19 protein-coding genes, 1 pseudogene and 1 other annotated feature are annotated in these 18,148 nt (G+C 55.8%); of the genes and pseudogenes, 7 read left to right on the top strand and 13 right to left on the bottom strand.

The features are described 5' to 3' along the window. Positions 1-259: 259 nt before the first annotated feature. The 3 genes from G3M63_RS09835 to G3M63_RS09825 all read left to right on the top strand — a co-directional run bounded on the left by G3M63_RS09835 (position 260) and on the right by G3M63_RS09825 (position 2,157). Positions 260-1,060 (top strand): formate/nitrite transporter family protein, encoded by an 801-nt coding sequence (locus tag G3M63_RS09835; RefSeq protein WP_150302002.1) that lies wholly within the window; start codon positions 260-262, stop codon positions 1,058-1,060. A gap of 235 nt (positions 1,061-1,295) precedes the next feature. After that, entirely contained in the window at positions 1,296-1,727 is a 432-nt protein-coding gene (locus tag G3M63_RS09830) for an ion channel (protein WP_150302003.1), read from the top strand. 34 nt (positions 1,728-1,761) lie between these two features. Next, complete coding sequence (locus G3M63_RS09825; protein WP_150302004.1) at positions 1,762-2,157, top strand: hypothetical protein; 396 nt, start codon at positions 1,762-1,764, stop codon at positions 2,155-2,157. A 42-nt stretch (positions 2,158-2,199) separates the two neighbouring features. Here the strand turns inward: G3M63_RS09825 and G3M63_RS09820 are convergent, their stop codons facing one another. From G3M63_RS09820 to G3M63_RS09805, 4 genes are all read right to left on the bottom strand, one after another. Next, positions 2,200-2,649, bottom strand: coding sequence for a DUF411 domain-containing protein (locus G3M63_RS09820; RefSeq protein ID WP_223825105.1), 450 nt, complete (start codon positions 2,647-2,649; stop codon positions 2,200-2,202). Continuing rightward, on the bottom strand, positions 2,639-3,322 hold the full coding sequence (locus G3M63_RS09815; RefSeq protein WP_150302005.1) for a cytochrome c: 684 nt from the start codon (positions 3,320-3,322) through the stop codon (positions 2,639-2,641). Before G3M63_RS09815 ends, G3M63_RS09820 begins: the two co-directional genes overlap by 11 nt. Before the next feature lie 9 nt (positions 3,323-3,331). Continuing rightward, entirely contained in the window at positions 3,332-4,396 is a 1,065-nt protein-coding gene (locus G3M63_RS09810) for a copper resistance protein B (protein ID WP_256670017.1), read from the bottom strand. A gap of 165 nt (positions 4,397-4,561) precedes the next feature. Then, positions 4,562-6,340, bottom strand: a complete 1,779-nt coding sequence (locus G3M63_RS09805; RefSeq protein WP_150302006.1) for a copper resistance system multicopper oxidase — start codon at positions 6,338-6,340, stop codon at positions 4,562-4,564. Between the two features lie 388 nt (positions 6,341-6,728). Here G3M63_RS09805 and G3M63_RS09800 point away from each other — a divergent pair, with 388 nt between their 5' ends. Next, a complete protein-coding gene (locus G3M63_RS09800; RefSeq protein ID WP_150302007.1) occupies positions 6,729-7,058 on the top strand; it encodes a four-helix bundle copper-binding protein in 330 nt (109 codons plus the stop codon). A gap of 142 nt (positions 7,059-7,200) precedes the next feature. Further along, positions 7,201-7,881 carry a heavy metal response regulator transcription factor gene (locus G3M63_RS09795; protein WP_150302028.1) on the top strand — a complete coding sequence of 227 codons (681 nt, stop codon included), beginning with the start codon at positions 7,201-7,203 and terminating at the stop codon, positions 7,879-7,881. 46 nt (positions 7,882-7,927) lie between these two features. Here the strand turns inward: G3M63_RS09795 and G3M63_RS09790 are convergent, their stop codons facing one another. The 4 genes from G3M63_RS09790 to G3M63_RS09775 all read right to left on the bottom strand — a co-directional run bounded on the left by G3M63_RS09790 (position 7,928) and on the right by G3M63_RS09775 (position 11,984). After that, positions 7,928-9,211, bottom strand: coding sequence for a hypothetical protein (locus G3M63_RS09790; protein ID WP_218573679.1), 1,284 nt, complete (start codon positions 9,209-9,211; stop codon positions 7,928-7,930). A 118-nt stretch (positions 9,212-9,329) separates the two neighbouring features. Beyond that, on the bottom strand, positions 9,330-10,706 hold the full coding sequence (locus G3M63_RS09785) for a heavy metal sensor histidine kinase (protein ID WP_150302008.1): 1,377 nt from the start codon (positions 10,704-10,706) through the stop codon (positions 9,330-9,332). Positions 10,707-11,386: 680 nt separating this feature from the next. Next, positions 11,387-11,614, bottom strand: coding sequence for a hypothetical protein (locus tag G3M63_RS09780; protein ID WP_150302009.1), 228 nt, complete (start codon positions 11,612-11,614; stop codon positions 11,387-11,389). Positions 11,615-11,795: 181 nt separating this feature from the next. Beyond that, positions 11,796-11,984, bottom strand: coding sequence for a hypothetical protein (locus G3M63_RS09775; protein WP_150302010.1), 189 nt, complete (start codon positions 11,982-11,984; stop codon positions 11,796-11,798). 238 nt (positions 11,985-12,222) lie between these two features. On the opposite strand from G3M63_RS09775, the gene G3M63_RS19640 reads away from it, so the two are divergent. After that, positions 12,223-12,480, top strand: coding sequence for a BPSL0761 family protein (locus G3M63_RS19640; protein ID WP_150302011.1), 258 nt, complete (start codon positions 12,223-12,225; stop codon positions 12,478-12,480). A 156-nt stretch (positions 12,481-12,636) separates the two neighbouring features. Here G3M63_RS19640 and G3M63_RS09770 read toward each other — a convergent pair whose 3' ends face one another. The 5 genes and pseudogenes from G3M63_RS09770 to G3M63_RS09750 all read right to left on the bottom strand — a co-directional run bounded on the left by G3M63_RS09770 (position 12,637) and on the right by G3M63_RS09750 (position 16,856). Further along, positions 12,637-14,787, bottom strand: coding sequence for a tyrosine-type recombinase/integrase (locus G3M63_RS09770; protein WP_150302012.1), 2,151 nt, complete (start codon positions 14,785-14,787; stop codon positions 12,637-12,639). Next, positions 14,784-15,803 carry a site-specific integrase gene (locus G3M63_RS09765; protein ID WP_163982912.1) on the bottom strand — a complete coding sequence of 340 codons (1,020 nt, stop codon included), beginning with the start codon at positions 15,801-15,803 and terminating at the stop codon, positions 14,784-14,786. The genes G3M63_RS09770 and G3M63_RS09765 overlap by 4 nt, the downstream gene beginning before the upstream one ends. A 59-nt stretch (positions 15,804-15,862) precedes the next feature. Further along, positions 15,863-16,102 (bottom strand): annotated as a pseudogene (locus G3M63_RS09760) (DNA polymerase V subunit UmuC); the annotation flags it as partial. Then, positions 16,095-16,460, bottom strand: coding sequence for a LexA family transcriptional regulator (locus tag G3M63_RS09755; RefSeq protein WP_223825106.1), 366 nt, complete (start codon positions 16,458-16,460; stop codon positions 16,095-16,097). The gene G3M63_RS09755 and the pseudogene G3M63_RS09760, both read right to left, overlap by 8 nt. 15 nt (positions 16,461-16,475) lie before the next feature. Continuing rightward, a complete protein-coding gene (locus G3M63_RS09750) occupies positions 16,476-16,856 on the bottom strand; it encodes a hypothetical protein (protein WP_163982908.1) in 381 nt (126 codons plus the stop codon). A 52-nt stretch (positions 16,857-16,908) separates the two neighbouring features. On the opposite strand from G3M63_RS09750, the gene G3M63_RS09745 reads away from it, so the two are divergent. After that, positions 16,909-18,131, top strand: a protein-coding gene (locus G3M63_RS09745) for an IS3 family transposase (RefSeq protein WP_163981804.1) whose coding sequence is annotated in 2 segments (ribosomal slippage) — positions 16,909-17,194 and positions 17,194-18,131 — 1,224 coding nt in all. Because the reading frame shifts where the segments join, the coding sequence is not laid out codon by codon here. Next, positions 17,187-17,303, top strand: a sequence feature (AL1L pseudoknot). Its footprint overlaps the gene before it by 117 nt. Positions 18,132-18,148: the final 17 nt, after the last annotated feature.

Raw genomic sequence — 18,148 nt, 5'->3', positions numbered from 1 at the left:
ATTGTGCTGGTTGGACGTCAGGGCCGGCTTACTACAAAGCTGACCCGGCAGGCACCATGAGGTTTCACGTTCGCGGCCAAGCTTACAGAAATGTAATATTCTTTCGGCCTGAACTTCTCTGGCTCATTGCTATCTAGCAAAAAGAGGCCTAGACCGGGCCGTTTTTCGATTTCGGCTACGTAACGGTAAAGAAGTGGGCCTGTAAGACAGCGAGCAGCGACGGGAAACAACGAAGCCGAGTGAAGGCGGTCACCGTTCACTGAGACTGGATTATCCGCGCGAAGAGGCGCAGAAGAACTACCACACCATCCTCGAGCAACAAACTTCTCGCGCCGAGGAGGAGCTCAGACGGCCAGCTATCGCGCTGTTCATGTCCGGAGTCACCGCAGGGCTTGATGTCGGGTTTGGCCCGTTTGCGATGGCCATCAATTCAACTTTGTTTGAAGGCGTCTTACCAACCGCTGCGATAACCTTCATCAACGCGAATCTCTATTCGATCGGCTTTATCTTCGTCGTGGTTGGTTACTCGGCCCTGTTTACTGAACAAACCGCTTCAGCTATCCAGCCGGTTCTATCACGTCGGGCAGGCGCAGGGGCGTTGCTACGCCTATGGAGCATTGTGCTGGCTGCGAACGTACTCGGCGCAGCGGTTTTCTCAGCGATGGCGGCCGTGTTAGGCCCGGCACTTGGCGTAGTTGATCAAGGGGTTTTCGGTGACATTGCGCATCGGCTGCTTGCCAAGCCCTGGTGGGTCATGCTGGTTAGCGGTGTGACGGCCGGCTGGCTGATGGGATTACTCGCATGGTTAGTCACCGCTTACCGCGACACGATAAGCCAGATTGCATGTGTGTGGCTGGCGACCATGCTCATTGGCCTGGGCGGCATGCACCATTCGGTTGCCGGCACCGTGGAGATTTTGATGGGTGTGTTTTCGGGAGAAGTCGAGGACTCAGCCAGTTACTTTGTTTTCTTGCTCTGGTCAGTGATAGGCAACGCCTTTGGCGGCGTGGTCTTTGTGGCCGGACTGAAGTATTCACACATCATGAAAAGCTCTGGGTAGCGTACGTGCGGGGCGAGCCCGACCATGAATACTCAAATCGGAGCCAAACTTCGCCGTTGAGGTGGAGGTGGACTCCGCCTGGACAACCGAGAAGGTGAGATGAACTACTTATTCCTGGGAGCCGGTGCAGTGCTTTCTGTCCTGGTCATTGCAGATATCATCAAAACGGTTTTTTCCACGCGCGGAGCCGGCAGTCTATCTTCAGCAACGATCTGGCTGGTATGGACTCCTTTCTTTGGCGGCAGCGAAGAAAAGAGGTGGTTCAAAACTGCTCGAATATGCCGGGCCGAGCATGCTGGTTTCTATTTTGGGAGTCTGGATCATTGGGCTTTGGCTGGGGTTCTTCCTGCTGTTAATGGCGGACACCGGGTCGGTTGTCTCAAGCAGCACCGAGTCGCCGACCACACCGCTTGAGAAGCTGTATTACGCCGGCTTTACGGTCGCCACACTTGGCGTGGGTGACTACAAAGCGTCTGCAGATGTTTGGCGACTGTTGACAGACATCGCGGCTTTCGCCGGTCTCGCATTCATCACGACCGCCATTACCTATTTTGTGCAGGTACTGTCCGCGGTGACTGTGCAAAATAAGCTCAGCCTCTATGTCAACTCCATGGGGCCGACCCCCACAAGACATCCTCATCAACAGCTGGACGGGCGAAACGTTTGATCCGTTTTATTCGCACGTAGCGAACCTGAACGAGATGTTGATAGAGCACATCACCAATCATCACTCGTTTCCGGTCATCCATTATTTCCATGCGAGCGATCCGGAAATGGCTGTCATTCCGGCTATCGTCCGGCTAGACGAAACTTGTCATCTGCTTCTCGGCGCTGAGACCTCAGGATCGCATGAGCGACAGCTCGCCTTGCATATGCTGCGGGAAACGCTCGATCAGTACGTGAAAATGGTCGAGAGTGGCTTCATGTCCACCATGAGGCCGTCGAGTAGTGCACCCACCCCCGACCTCGCTCCGCTAGCTAGACAAGGAATCACAATCAATCTAGCTAAAGCCATGAAATCGGGCAGCAGGCGGCGTGAAATAATGACCGCCTTACTGGAACGCGACGGGTGGTCGTGGAAAAACGTGTATCGCTAACGCATCTGTCCGAAAAACCAGATCGACGCCTGCGGGATCGGCTCACGGGTAGGTGGCTATGACCTTTTCTTCTCCAACACTCACTCCAATGACTTCGTACGGGTGCGCAATGCCGGGTACTTCCATTCCCGGCGATCCCGCCGGCATGCCAGGGACAGCGATACCTGCCAGGTCGGAGCGCTTCGATAGCTCGATGACTTGCGCAGCCGGAACATGGCCTTCGATAAACCGGCCGTTGAGGGTGGCTGTATGACATGAAGCGAGGTGACGGGGTACCTGCAGATCGCTCTTGACCTTGATCATGTCTTGCTCGACTCGGTCGATCACTTCAAAGCCCTTCGACTCCATGTACGAGATCCAACTCTTGCAACAGCCACAATTGGCGTCTCGGTGGACCTCGACGGTAAGCTGTGGAGACGACGCGTAAGCATGGATGGCTGCGAAGAACAGGGGAGCTATCGCTGACCAGGCTTTGCTGGGCTTAATGCTCATGTAAATGTTCCTTGCCATCGGCATGGATGTGTGTATTCGGCTGCATTTGGGAAGGCTGACCGCCTTCAGCCGCGCCGTGATGGTCCTCTGCGTGGCCATCCGCTCCTTGTTCGCCGCTATGATGATCACCGTGTGGTGCGGTTTCGCCTCCACCATGCGAGTGGCCTCCACTGGCGGCAACTAACTTCCGGTACTCCTCAGCGCTCAGGGACGGTAACTCGCCCAAAAATGCCACCATTTCCCAGATGTACCGATCTTCCATGCTTCGTCCCCAGGCGGGCATGCCGGAAGCCTTGATGCCATGTTTGATGACCCAAAATGTTCTCGCGGGGTCCCCACTGACTCCGGTCTGAGTCAAGTTGGGCGGAGACGGATACAGCCCCTTGCTAAGCTCCGACGCGGTCTGTCCTGGCTTGAGATGGCAACTGACACACATCGCATCGTAGTTACCCGAGCCTGCCTGCACCTTATCGGCACCTTCGAGATTGGGAACTTCGATCGACTCCGCGCGAACCGCTATGGACCGGTTCCGAGCCGCCTCAAGAAAACCATGCACAATCTCTGCGTGCGGCTCGTCCGCCGCTACACTAACCACGCCAAAATACACAGCTCCGGCGACAGCGCTCGCGAACACTGCGAACGCCACCACTAACGTGCCCACTATCTTTTTCATTGTTCGATCCTAAAACCACATCCTGATGCCAGCGACGAAGCGCGCCGACTCGATTTCTTCGCCTTCCTCTCGGGCAAAGTCAGCTGTTTGCCCATAGCTTCTACCCCAGCTAACGCCGACATAGGGTGCGAACTCACGAACAATCTCATAGCGGAGGCGCAAGCCGACTTCGGCCTCGCTTAAGCCAGAGCCAGTGCCTCTCCTGGCATCATCCTTGCCCTGAAAATTCAGCTCCGCCACTGGCTGCAAAACCAGACGGTTTGTCAGCAGAACGTCATATTCTGCTTCCAGCCGAGCAGCCGTTTGACCGGCTTCGCCCAGGTAAGCGGTGGCTTCAACTTCCAAGCCGTACAATGCCATTCCTTGCACACCAACCGCCGCCCAGGTTTGGGGTGAGCCCGGTTTGAAGTCCTGCCTGACGCCGGCGACTAGCTCCCACCAGGGACCGATAGCATGTCCCGCCAACACGTGCACCTCGGCTTCTTCTGTGACGCCGTTGGTACGCTCGCCCTCGGAGCGCAACCAGATTCGGTCAACGTCTCCTCCCCACCATCCGCCAAGCTCCCACGCCAGCGCACTGCCTGCATCAGCATCCTGATACTCAAGCTGATCGAACAGAAGGAAAGCGTAAGGCATCTTGTCGTGGACCGTGTGGCCTTGAATGGCCGGAAATGCAGCAGCGCGGTCAGCATCAGTCAAGGCCGGAATAAATGATGGCTGGGCAATTCCATTTACGTCGTGAACGCCATGCGTGTTGCTTTGTATTGGCTCACCGTAGCTGGGGTCCACATCGCCGTGCTGCATCGAACCGTTGCCCATCTGGCTGTGGTCCATATCGCCGTGCTGCATCGAACCGTGGTCCATCTGGCTGTGATCCATATCGCCGTGCTGCATCGAACCGTGGTCCATCTGGCTATGATCCATATCACCGTTCTGCATCGAACCGTGGTCCATCTGGCTGTGATCCATATCACCGTTCTGCATCGAACCGTGGTCCATCTGGCCGTGATCCATATCGCCGTGCTGCATCGAACCTTGCCCCGCTTTGCTCGATCCGTGCTGGCTGTGGCTCATGCTGGGGGACTGTTCGCTTCGCTCAACCGAAGGAGAGGCACCCTGATGTCCCGTATGTCCTTCGGCTGCGAGCACGCTGATTGGGGAGGCCACGCTCAGCAAAGCCGCCATGAATGCGCGGCCGGTAAGTTTCTGGTATTTGCAAACCGTCATCGCTGCGACTCCTCAGGCTCGTTCATCAACACGGACTTCACGGAACATGCCCATTTCCATATGGAACAGCAGATGACAATGATAGGCCCAGCGGCCCAATGCATCGGCCGTGACGCGATAACTGCGCCTGGAGCCCGGTGGCATGTCGATCGTGTGTTTGCGTACAAGGAAGTCGCCGTTTTCGTCTTCCAGGTCACTCCACATTCCATGCAAGTGGATCGGGTGGGTCATCATCGTGTCGTTGACCAGAGTAATGCGGACTCGCTCACCGTAAGTAAGACGCAGCGGCTCTGCATCGGAAAACTCGACGCCATCGAACGACCACGAGAACCGTTCCATATGACCGGTAAGATGCAGTTCGATGGTTCTGCTCGGCTCGCGCCCGTCCGGATCGGGGAAGGCGCTTCTCAGGTCGCCATAAGTCAAAGTACGTCGGCCGTTGTCGCGTAACCCAAGCCCCGGGTCATCCAACTTTGGCGTCGGCGTCATGGTCTGCATATCGACCAGAGGATTTCCCTCTTCGGTGGCGGGATGCTGCTGCATTGCACCCATGGCCCCATGATCCATTGCTCCCATCTGACCGTGGTCCATCGAGCCGTGCCCCATCTGGGCATGGTCCATGTCAGACATCGGCTGGTTAGAGTCATGACTCATCCCGGCCATACTTCCGTGATCCATTCCCATGTCCTGCATGCTTAATTCAGGCCTGGGATCTGTCTCGGGAACGGGTGCGCTCAAGCCCTCGCGAACGGCTAGGGTGCCACGAGCGAACCCCGTGCGATCCATCGACTGAGCGAAGATGGTGTACGCCTGTTCCTGCTCAGGCTCGACGATTACGTCATAAGTCTCGGCCACCGCGATGCGAAATTCGTCAACGCTAACCGGCTCGACGTGGAGCCCGTCTGCGGCCACCACAGTCATCTTTAGCCCTGGAATACGAACGTCGAAGTAGCTCATGGCCGAACCGTTAATAAAGCGCAGACGAAGCTTCTCACCGGGTTTGAACAATCCCGTCCAGTTGCCGTTCGGCGCTAGGCCATTCAACAGATAGGTGTAGGTGTAACCGCTGACATCAGCCAGGTCTGTTGGGCTCATCTTCATCTGCGCCCACATCTTGCGGTCGGCGAGCGTCGCGCCCAGCCCGTCCTGCTTTGCATCTCGAATGAAGTCAGCAACGGTACGCTGATGAAAGTTGTAATAGTCGGACTGCTTTTTCAGCTTGGCCATGATTTCGTCCGAGCTCTCGTCCGTCCAGTCTGTCAGCATGACGACGTAGTCGCGGTCGTACTCAAATGGCTCTGGTTCTTTAGCGTCGATGACCAACGGACCATAAACCCCGGCCTGCTCCTGAAAACCTGAGTGACTGTGGTACCAGTAGGTGCCGTGCTGGTTCACTTGAAATTTATATTCGTACATTCCGTCCGGAGCGATGCCATGGAAGCTTAGGCCTGGGACGCCATCCATATTCGCTGGGAGAATGATTCCATGCCAATGAATGGATGTGTCTTCTTGGAGCCGATTGGCCACCCGCAAGGTGACCGTATCGCCCTCTCGCCAGCGCAGCAAAGGGCCAGGAATCGTGCCATTGATGGTGAGCGCAGTCCGCGGGCTGCCCGTAATGTTCACAGGCGTTTCGCCAATGACCAGGTCGAATTCGGTTCCGGCAAGGACGGTTGGCTGGCCGGGACTGGTCAATGCCCAGACTGGAGATCTCCACAGCCCAAGGCCCCCGAACAGTCCTGTTGCGACTAATCCCTTCACAAAGGTTCGTCTCGACGTCTTGTATTGCATGGCTTGGTGCCCCGTGCTCGAAAATCAGGTTACTCGCGTCTTAGCGAAGCGATGAGCTGAAATGTGCCATATCGCTAACGGGCGTGTGATTACATTTATGTCAGCTTCGTGTCGAGGGTGAGGGAGCCGCAAAAAAAAAGCGCCCAGCGGGCGCGGATCTCTAAGAAGGAGTACAACGTAGCAGAGATACAAACCGGACCGTCGGCCCGTCAGAACGACAGTCTCGCGTAGACAATATCAAATCAAACATGTCACTACGCTGATCGAAAAATTACATTTCTGTCAGCTAGACGCACGGCGCAAACTTCTTCGCCGCCACAGGAGTCGACAAACGTGTGGCCTGGTTAGTCAGGCCGCACGAACCAACTTTCAGCTGTGGAGAACACCAATGATGAATGCCAAATTTCAATCCTGCATCCAGGCCTGTAGCAACTGCGCGATCGTTTGCCAGACATGTTCTGCTGCGTGCCTAGGCGAAGATGACGTGAAAATGATGGCTCGGTGCATCAAGCTGGACATGGATTGCGCCGAAATTTGCCAGCTCGCTGCCAACTTTATGGCTCGAGACAGCGAGTACGCCGCAGACATCTGCCGCCTCTGCGCTCAGATCTGCCGGGCCTGTGGCGAAGAGTGCAAAAAACATGAAGCTGACCACTGCCAACGCTGCGCAGAAGCCTGCATGGCCTGCGCCGATGAATGCGAACGGATGGCTGGCTAATTGCCTGGTGCGTTCGGGTCAGATCCCGGACGCGCCCCGTCAGCCGGCCCCGTTATGCTTTGAGCCGAATTACATTCTTGTAAGGCAATGGAATGTCCCCTCCGACATCGGCACAATGAGCCAACTGCCTCGGAGCTCAATTGTGAAAATTCTAGTTGCCGAAGACGAACCGAAAACGGGCATCTACCTTAAACAGGGCCTGACCGAAGCCGGGTTCACCGTGGATCTGGTTACCAACGGGACGGATGCGGCCCATCAGGCGCTCGGTGAACAGTACGATCTACTTGTGCTCGACGTGATGATGCCAGGATTAGACGGCTGGCAAGTACTCGAAAAGGTGCGTACCGCAGGAGGCGACACTCCTGCCTTGTTTCTCACTGCCAGAGATCGGGTCGAGGACAGAGTCAAAGGCCTTGAGCTGGGCGCAGACGACTATCTCGTTAAACCATTTGCGTTCTCCGAACTCCTTGCTCGGGTCAGGTCGCTGCTACGCCGAGGAAACAGCAACACCGTTCAGACGATGCTTACCATCGAAGATTTGCAGTTGGATCTCCTCAAGCGAAGAGTGGAGCGCGGTGGGCGCCGGATCGATCTGACTGCTAAGGAATTCATGCTGCTAGAATTGCTGCTTCGCCGACGCGGCGAAGTGTTGTCCAAATCGCTAATCGCCTCGAAAGTGTGGGACATCAATTTCGATAGCGACACCAATATCATCGAGGTGGCCGTTCGCCGGCTACGGGCGAAAATTGACGATGAGTTTCCAGTCAAGTTGATCCATACCGTGCGAGGCATGGGCTATTTTATCGACGGAACGAGCCCTTAGGTCTTCGTCTTACGCTTGGTCTGCGCGCCTACTGAAACCGTTTTGGCTAGTTCGCGCTGACCAGGATCGGCGCGAAGCCGCCACCTGGCGTGCGAAAGTTGGTCGTCTGGCCTTGATACAGGCGCGCCGCGGCGAGTATCAGATTCCCGCGATAGGTATACAGCCGCACGTCCACCTTGAGCATTTGCCGTTCGCCGTCGACCATGACCACCCGCTCCGACGGCGGAACGAAGGTCTGAGCGATATAGTCGCTATCAAGGATCTGGGCATAGGTGCCTTTGGTGAGCTTGCTGCCACGATAGGCACCTTTGCTGCCATAACCCGCCACGGGCTTGAAGAACCAGTCCTTGCGTTGTTGCCAAAGCTCCGTCTCGTTGTCTGCGGTCACCGAAACCGTGCGCGGGACACCGCGGCGAAGTAGCTCAATTTTTTCACCGCTTAAGCCCCACTCTTGCAAGCTGTCAAAGTCGGACCACTCGATCAGGTTGCGTTTATCGGCGAACAAGGCATGCGTAAACGGGTTTGGTGTGATCACAGCGCTCCCATCCAGCCAGGCTGAGCGCAAGACAGCGTGCTCCGGAGCTTGCAGGGAGAAGTCCACCAGGCGGTTGTAGACCAGGTCGATCTTGTTATCGTCGTGATACAACGCGCCGGCGCTAGATCTCAGTTCCGAAGGCGAAACGATGAGTGCATCGATTCCGGCGTTTCGAAACAGCTGCTGGGCCAAGCGAAACTCAGGATATAGATACTGCTCGGTAGGCTGGTCATCTACGATGGCTATGCGCCGCGGCTTTCCATTGCCGTGCTGTAAAAGCCACTCACTCTCGAATTGGCTTATTACCTGCCGGTCAAAATCATCGGCCCAAGCAATTCGTGCAGCGCCGCTACAACACTGCAGCTGCGCTCGGGCCAGCGTGGCATTGAGGAAAGCACCTCCAGCATTAGTGTTAACTTCAATAAGACGGGGTCCGTCTTCGCTAAGATGAAAGTCATAGCCCATGAACGCACCCACAGGACCGGGATTGATCTGCGCAGTCTTCGACGCTCGGCCGAGGACCTTCTGACGAAACCCCGGCAGAGCGGAAGCTGTCTCCAAAGCCTGGACAGTCTCCATCATGCAATCCAGGTCTCGTTCAGGCACGAACACCGCTACGTCTGAAAAACTCTGGTGCCAGGTCGGGCTTGAAATCAGCTGCTCTTGCGCATCGCCCAACAGGTCCGCGAGATTCAGCATCACCTTAGGCCTATCTAGGGTGGTGCAGACGCAGTGCTGGTTGAGCTTCTTCGACTGGGTCTGGAATGAGGAATCGTCGGTTTTCGTCATATGCATACCTTAATGTCCTGCGCATAGTTTCAAGCTCGACGAACTCTCCGGATTACGCCGCTGCCAGGGGAAACAGCAGCGCGAGTTCCGAGCCACATGGAACAAAGACCAGACGTACCCAATGTCAGCCAACAGCTGTCGGCAGCTTCATTTGGAAAGTTGTGACGCTATCAGCCGAGTGGCAGTCAATCGAGCCTTCATGCGCCTCGACAATTGAGCGCGTAATGGCCATGCCGAGCCCGGCGTTCAGCGTATTGCCCTCTCGCCTGGCCGTATCGATACGGTAAAAACGATCAAACAGCTTATCGATGTGGTCTGGCGCGATCGTTGGCCCTTGATTGCTCACTTCAAGGCGCACCCACTCGCGAGCGTTAGAAACCCTGATGTTGACGGTCGAGCCGGGCTCGCCGTAGCGGACAGCATTGGAGATCACGTTTGAGATCGCTCTGCGGAGCATCAGATTGTCTCCCTTCACCTGTGTGGTCCCAGTGCTATGCAGGGCCAGTTTTATCTCTTTCTCATCTGCGGCGTACTCGTAATACTCCAGCACGCTTGCAGCAATCGCGCTCAGGTCGTGATCCTCAAAATCGGGAGTGATCATGCCGTTGTCGGCCTTGGCTAGGAAAAGCATATCGTCGACCATTCGCGACATGCGACGAAGCTCCTCGAGGGTGGAGAACAAGACGTCTTTGTAGGCAGCACTGTCTCTTTCTTTCAAAAGTGCGACTTCTGTCTGGGTTAGCATGCTGTTGAGCGGAGTTCGTAGCTCATGGGCAATATCGGCTGAGAAGCTCGACAGCCTCAGAAAAGACTGATCGAGGCGCTCCAACATGGCATTGAAGTTATCCACCAGTTCGTGAAGTTCGGACGGCACCGACTCGGTTGAAATCCGTGTATCCAGACAGTTTGCGGTGATGGTAGAGGAGGTTCGGGACAGGCTCGAAATCGGTTCGAGGCCTCGACGAATGAAGACAAAGCCGAGCGCGCCACTGAGCGCAGCGCTGATAATCAGCGTATAGAAAAACCACCGCCGGATCATTTCAAAGAAATGGGTGCGGTGCGTGACATCCATAGCCAGGTGAATGGTACCGCCTTCTCCGTCAGCCCATCCCTCGATCCGTTCTGTCATACCACTGTAGCGGTTGGGGCCGACCTGTATCAGCCATCGCTCGCCTTGCCTAGGACCGAGTGAAGCCGCTAGCTCTTCAGACAAGTTGTGATGTGAATAGACGACCCTGTCCCCCGCCAGGATCGCTGCGGCGAAGCCGAATGAGGTATCGACTAACCGGTGGATATCCGAAACCATTTCAGGTTCGAGGCTGTTTCCCCGCGTAAGGATTGATTTCAGAGCTGAAACCTTGCTCTCAAGCACTGCTGCGTCCTGTTGCTTGAAGTGCAGACGGCAGAAATAATCGAAGCTGACAGCGGCCAAGCTCAGCACTGCCGTCACGACGATCACGAAAAGAAGCGCCATCCTGCCGCGCAGCGATAATCTACTCATTCGTTCGACCTTTCTTTCGCATTAGGTTTCGAGCTCTGCTCGACTGAGGTAGCGCCCGCTCAGGTCACATGACTCTGCATGGTTTCTAGCTTCGCTGGCAACCGCCTAGCACCTGCCTTCGCACGAACCATAGCTGCACCAGGGGCAACACGATCCATCGAGCGATTGGCGACAAGCCTACCTCAATGAAAGGGAACTAAGGCATGGCTTTGGCGTACTCCCAACGTTGCAAGGGGCCGGTAGCCATTGGCTCGAAGACAATCGTGATCAGCAGCCCGGACGCAAGGAAAATGATGAGAGCAGGAGGTTGCACGGCAAACAAACCAGAACCTTGACCTCGCAACCACGGAAGCGGACCAGAAAGCTGCAAGCGAGATCAAGACGTCACCGCCGGTGGCTTTGGCTCAATGTAAAATGACCGTGAAATAATGAGCGTCTTCTAAGCCCGCAAAGAGGGGAAGCTGGATGAGCTCCCAGACAAAGTGCAGCAGGAAGGCGAAGAACGCGATGTGGAGTCCAGGGGCGTTCAACGCGGCATGCTTGTTAATGGCTGTTCCTCCGCCAGAGTGGAGAGACAAGCAGGAGCCACGTGCTGAGCTAGCAGAGCCGACACCATCATCATAGACGACGAAACAGGGGCTCCGGTCTGGAGCCCCTGTTTCATTCAAGCGGTACCGGCTTTATTCTGCCGCCTTGTCAGTCTGCATGCTGTGCATCATTTCCCGACAATCTTTCATCAAATCGCGCATCTCGGACATCATGCCTTTGTCCATCATGCCCATCATCATTCCGTCTTTCATGGGATGTTCGTTGCCTCTGGTGGCTTCGTCGGTCGCAGCCGAAACTGCGACACTGGCGCCGGTGGTCACGAGCGCAGCTAATAAAATGCTATAGGTCATTATTCGCATTGTCTTACTCCTAATTATCGCGGGTTTGAAGATTGGGGTTTGTCCGCAGACACCGTCTGCTGTTCTTACCGCTTCCTGCTGCGGTCATGCCGGTCGTTATCGGGTCCCGGGAAAGCCCTCGATGCTTCTGATGTGCCGGTCCTATTGGCCTATAAAGCCTTGAGACACGAAGGCAATACGATCAGCAACAGCGTTTATCCAGCTCGACGTCGTTGAGCTGCTGGCGTGGCTGCGATGAACTTTGGATCATCTGGGGCGCTCGGGCAGACGGCGCTTTATTTAAAGCATAATCACTTCCGTCTTCGGCAATGAGCGCCGGAGACACGACGATGAAAGCTAGGGGAATAAGTGCTCGAAACAGGTTTTTCATTGGGGTCACCTCATGTCTGGGAATGTGTCTAGGCTAGCGTTACGAGGCTGACAGCAAGCTGTTCGAATCCTTACGATTGTGTAATCTGCGGATCATCACGATATGCGGGGCCAAAAACGGATCTTTGCTCGCCTGATGGAGCAGCCGGTACAGAAAGCTACGAAATCGTTTCACAGCGCGGGCCCCATGTTTCGAAATGGGGCAGCCATCAAATTGGCATGAATAATTTGGAGGGGAAATGACCCTGCCATACGAACGCAGTCTCGCCGTGGTTGAAACACGGAAATTTCTGGAGCAGGTTTTCGCTGATCCCACTGTTCACGAGTCGTTGAGGGAGCAAGCTAACCGACTTCTACGCCACTATCCGACCGAACGGGATGTGCTGCGAGTTGGCAGGTTAGAGAATGTGCTCTATGGGCTAAGCGCAGGGACTGCGCTTCCGACCGAAGCCGTCGTTTCCCTACCGGTTTTCGGTGGGCGCCTTGACTGGGATTAAGCAACATCCGGTCTCTGTTTTCGCATGGAAGATAGTTCGCTTATGCGTGGTCGGGTCTCTAGATTCGATGCTAACCACTGTCCCAAGCCCGCATGAATGCCAGACCCTGGCAAGGCCGTTCGCCCTGTCATGCTGCCGGTTACGTTCATGTCGTGATTATCGCTCCGTCTTACCTATTTCCGCTGGCGTTCTTCCATCCAAGGTTGGCACGTTGTCGAGCTTGCGGATGAGGCCGTTCAGCTTCTCTAAGTCGCCCTCGACGATCGCTCGCTCTTCAGCTGTCAATGGCACCGTTTCGAGATATCTTCTCGCAGACGCCTTGCTCTCCAACACTTGAGCTTTAGCGCTGACCTTCGGCAAATTGAAGTCGCAGCCCGCGCAGGCCATGCGATGTGGGCAGCTGCTCCAGAAGGGATTCGAACAATACGAGTCGCCCAGGTCATAGAAAGTGTAGGGCTCGTCTGAATGGCGTGCGATTACGTCATGGTCGATCAAGACGGAAACCATGTGCGCCATTTGATCGGCTTTAACGAAGGATGCCGCCAGCTTGGTTGGCCGAATTCGGATGTAGTGCAAAGTCGAAGTTGGCGAGCTGTGGCCCGACCACTGCATCAGCTCGATCAACGACATGCCTTGAGGAACGCTGGCAAGCGCCGTCACTGCGGAGGCACGCCCTCTGTGGCTGGTGATTCGACCGCGACTGTCCTCTAGCGGCACACCTGCCTTGGCGCATAGCATTGGAATGATGGTGCCGTTGATGACTCCGGAGCCTATGCGCTTGCCGCGAAACTGGAATAGGTAGCTGACTTTCTCCCCGGTTCGCTCATCGAGCAGCGCGGCCTGATTGGTAGGCCGATCCGCCAACCAGGCGTCGATGCGCTCCTTCACGACCACTGCTACCGGTTTGACGAACGCTTTGAATGTCTTGCTGGCAGGAATATCGAGATAGCACAAGGTCCCCGCTGGAACGATGGTTCCATCCTCGTGCACGACATCATTGGTCTGAGGATGCGCACACCCTTTGTCCAGCCGCATAATTTCGTTGCTGCGCAGGCCCGCGTGAGTCCACACCACAGCAATGGCTTGTACCATCGACAGGGGATAGTGGATTTCTGAAAGTAAATCTTTACGTTCGAGGTTTAGGCTCGCCCAGATCAGCTTGAGCCAAGTCGAATCATCAATAACGCGCGGGTTGACGCCCGAATTAAACGCCACAGATCGCGGCGTGGCCAGGTGATGACGGGGACTGAACTTTAGACGCCCCCAGCCCCAGAGTTCAAAGTCTGTGAAAAAGCGCCGCAAGGCATGCAGAAAGCCACGCTTTGAATTGGCAGCAATAGGCTGGCCAAGTCCTTTGAGCAGTGTTCCCTTTGCCGACTCCAAAGCCCACTCACCGACCCTCATCCGGTCAACAGCAGCGATAAACGCAGCGCATGTGGACATGCTCCAATCGGTCGGCGCGGCAATACTTGGTTGCTCACGCGCTAACCAGACACCGACCCTCAATATAAAACTGTAATTACTTTCACGTGTGCGGGGGCGCAAGGTGGAGGTGTCTCGCCAGCGACGGCACCACATTGTCCAACCAGCGTCGATACCTTCGATGCTTTTCTTCCGCCAAGAGATATAGCCTCGCATGCGCAGAGGTTTCGCCAGAATCCCCATGGCAGCGAGGCCGTGAGACACCTTTCCGACTGATCTCGCGATACCTTCGCTTCGATGCTGTTGGCCCTTGAGCAGCAGTTCCTCAGTGAACGTCTCCAGTCGCGGATCGCCGTTTTCCAGCATCAAGGCGCCCAGCACACTGGAAAGGAACTGCTCAAGATGGCGGGCAGCGTAGCCCAGCGATCTCAAGGATTGGCTCAAGCGAGCGTGCTCATGTCTGAACACTTCATGGCCGAAGATAAAAGACGCGTATATCGCCGGCTGCCGGAATTTGGCGATACGCTGCGGGGTTTGAAAACCGCCGAGGTGGTAGGCAACAGACGCGAGGTACGGTCGTGATCCCGCTCGACTACAGAGCAAGGTCAACCACTGCGACTCAGACCAACACCAGTAAGGTTTGCCAGTCTTGAAGACACTCCAAAGAATGGTTGCGACTGAAGACGTTGCTAATCGCCGAGAAACGCCGCTGTGAGCCGCTATATCAGCCAGCGGCCTCATAAGCCCAGGCACCTCAGACTGTAGGTAGCGCCAGTCTGAGCGGCGAATGCGATTCGAAAGTATGGTCAGCTCCAGACTCGATAGGTCGATTTGACGTTCGTACTGGCTCGCATCGAACGGAACATACGGGGAGGGAGCGTTCATTGCGATGCCTGAGACTCGAAGAGCTCAGAGACCATGCGAGCATCGAGACTACCGACGGAATGCGCCATTTTTGCAGTTAGATCGGCGCCCGACAGGTGCAGGTAAACCAAAGTAGTCTTGGGGTCTCGATGGCCAGCATATGTGGTCAATTCATGAAGCTTCCAGCCAGCACGGGCCAGATGGGTAAGCCGAAGGTGGCGAAAGGTGTGCGTGCTCAGGTGCGGTAGGTTTGCTTCCCTGGCCCACCCTTCGACCAACTTACTCCACGTCCAACGGGTCAGTGACGAGCCTCGATTACGGTCCGACTCAGACCGAAACAACGAACCCTGAATCCAGCCCGCGCCGCGAAGAGCATGTAGATGCGCTATTAAGGTAGGTGCAATGTCTGGGCTATAGCACACGACACGGCTGCGTTTCCCTTTGGTCGTTTCCGCTCGAATCGAGATCAGGCGATGTGCAACGTCTAAATCTTCAATCCGCAAGGCTATCAACTCGGAACGGCGGAGAGCCCCAAAATACGCCAACGACAGCATGAGCCGATCACGGATAGACGACCTGGCCGCAATACTGAGAAAGTGGCGCCATTGCTCATCGGTCGGAATCTGTGGCAGCTTAGTCAGCCGTGGGACCAGGCCCCTGACGAACCCTTCATGTCCAGGCACTTGTAATAGCCGACCATGTTGTCCACGAGGGACAGGGTTTTGCTTGCGAAGTCCCTGGAAAACCAGGTGGTCGTACCATAACCTGATGGCGGTGAGCCGTTGCTGCAAGGTTGAATTTGCCACTGCATTCTTTGCGCCAGGTAACAGCTCACGGATGTAGAGCGTGACCTGTTCGAATGTCGCGGATTCGGGTCTCAACCCGCTTCCTTCGCAATGTAACAAGTAATGCGCAAGGGCACGGCCATAGGCGTCAAGGGTGGCCGGCGCACGCCCCAGGTTACCCAGTAGCTCCAGCCACTCTTGAGCACTGGGATGGCGAGCTAACACTTGTGCGTGCAATGGCGGAGTGGTCATGGGGCGCCCCCTGAGCGTCAACGAAATCAGACTAGCTCAAAAGCATTCCACTTAACTTAATACAGCTCGTAATTACTGGAGAATGCGATGATGCCGTGCTGCCGCAGCGTCTCCCTGATCTGAAAGTACGGCGCGCCCATCTTGATGAAGGGTTTGGCATCGGCGGACCGGGCGATGACACAGCCATCGTTATTGCTGAGCACAACGATGGGCGTCTTCATTAGATCCGGACGGAACACCCGCTCGCAGGATGCATAAAAGGCATTGCAGTCGATCAAGGCTATTACGCGCTCAGCCATGATTGCCGTGCCGCCGTATGCTGTCCGTGACCACCCCCCAGATAAGCAGCTCATCGCCTTCGAGAATGTACCGAGGCGGATACCTTGGGTTCTCCGAACACAGCACCAATTGCCCGCTTTGCGAGGTAAAGCGTTTGACGAAACTGTCGCCATTGATCGCGGCGATGACGATATCGCCGTGTCTCGCTGTCAGGGCCCGGCTGACCACGAGCACGTCACCGTCGAAAATACCCGCTCCGGTCATGCTGTCCCCGTGCGCCCGCACCAGATAGGTGTGCGGCGCGTCGATATCCAGCAAGCTATCCAGAGAAATGGTTTTTTCCAGGTGATCCTGAGCCGGATTCCCATATGAACTCATTCTGCCCATATCTTGTCAGCGCTCGATAGAAATAGAGGCGCTGCTGAGTTCCTCCAGCGCCAAGTTGATGTAGTCGCTGAGGAGGACGCTCAGTTCAGTAGGACTCCTGCCGTGGCTGAGTTCGAGAGCAACATCCTTAAGATTGGACTGTAGAGATTCGACGGCAAGCTTTGCTTTAATCAGGTCCAAGGTGCTTCCAAACCTCGCCACTTCCTCGAATGCCAAGTGAATGTACGGCTCAAGACTGCTGATCGAGGTGTGACCCGTGTACTCTTGAACCTTCCTCTTGAGAGTCTCACCATCCAGGAGAGCGCGTCGGAAATCGTCCCCATTCTCGTACTCATGTTGTTCAATCAAAGCCACAAAAAGCTTGGTAATGAATCTGTGCCGGAACATGTGTGAATCACACCGGGTTTCGTGGAGGCCTCAACTCTTGAGAGAATGAGGCATGACAAAATCCAACAGCTACTCCCCTGAAGTCCGTGAACGTGCTGTGCGCATGGTTCTGGAGAACTTGAAGGACTACCCCTCCGAGTGGGCAGCCATCGAATCCATTGCACCCAAGATTGGTTGTGTCCCGCAGACGCTGCATGGCTGGGTGCGCAAACACCAGACCGACAACGGCCAGCGACCCGGTCAGACGACTGAGGAACGGGACCGTATCAAGGCTTTGGAGCGCGAGAATCGTGAGCTGCGTAAAGCGAACGAGATCCTCCGCCTGGCCAGTGCTTATTTTGCCCAGGCGGAGCTCGACCGCCGCAACAAACCCTGAACGCCTTCGTTGACGAGTACCGTGACCGTTACGGGGTCGAGTCGATCTGCCGCGTGGTGCAGATCGCTCCGTCCGGTTACTACCTGCATGCAGCACGTGCCCGACAGCCTGAACGGCGAAGCACTCGCGCCCAACAGGATGAGTTGCTGTGTGAGGACATCAAGCGTGTATGGGAGGACAACATGCGCTGCTATGGCGTCGTGAAGGTCTGGAAGCAACTCAGGCGCGACAAGGTGCACGTTGCCCGTTGTACCGTTGCGCGACTGATGCGCCACTTGGGGTTGCAGGGTGTTCGGCGCGGCCAGGTAGTTCGTACCACGGTGCCTGATGGCAACGCCGTCTGTCCTCTCGACAAGGTTCAACGCCAGTTCAAAGCTGACCGTCCCAATCAGTTATGGGTTTCAGACTTTACATACGTATCAACGTGGCAGGGTTGGCTCTACGTAGCCTTCGTTATCGATGTCTTTGCGCGACGTATCGTCGGCTGGCGTGTGAGCAACAGCATGAAAACGGACTTCGTGCTTGATGCCCTGGAGCAAGCACTCTACGCCCGGCAGCCAGGCCACACGGACGGTCTGATCCACCATAGCGATAGGGGTAGTCAGTACGTCTCTATTCGTTATACGGAGCGTCTCGCTGAGGCTGGAATAGAGCCCTCTGTTGGTAGCAAAGGAGACAGCTACGACAACGCCTTGGCGGAAACCATCAATGGCTTGTACAAAGCGGAACTGATTTACCGGCAGTCTTGGAGGAGCCGCGAAGCCGTCGAAATCGCCACCTTGAAGTGGGTTCACTGGTACAACTACCAGCGGTTACTGAGCTCGATTGGATATATACCGCCGGCAGAAGCTGAGGCAAACTTCTATCAGCAAAACACCGGTCAGGCCATGGCCGCCTGACTTAAACGAAATGGCCT

It is taken from the genome of Pseudomonas sp. OIL-1, from assembly GCF_010669185.1.
GTDB lineage: Bacteria > Pseudomonadota > Gammaproteobacteria > Pseudomonadales > Pseudomonadaceae > Halopseudomonas > Halopseudomonas profundi.
Note: the sequence above shows the minus strand (reverse complement) of the source record. Positions and strands in the feature narration are given on the sequence as shown.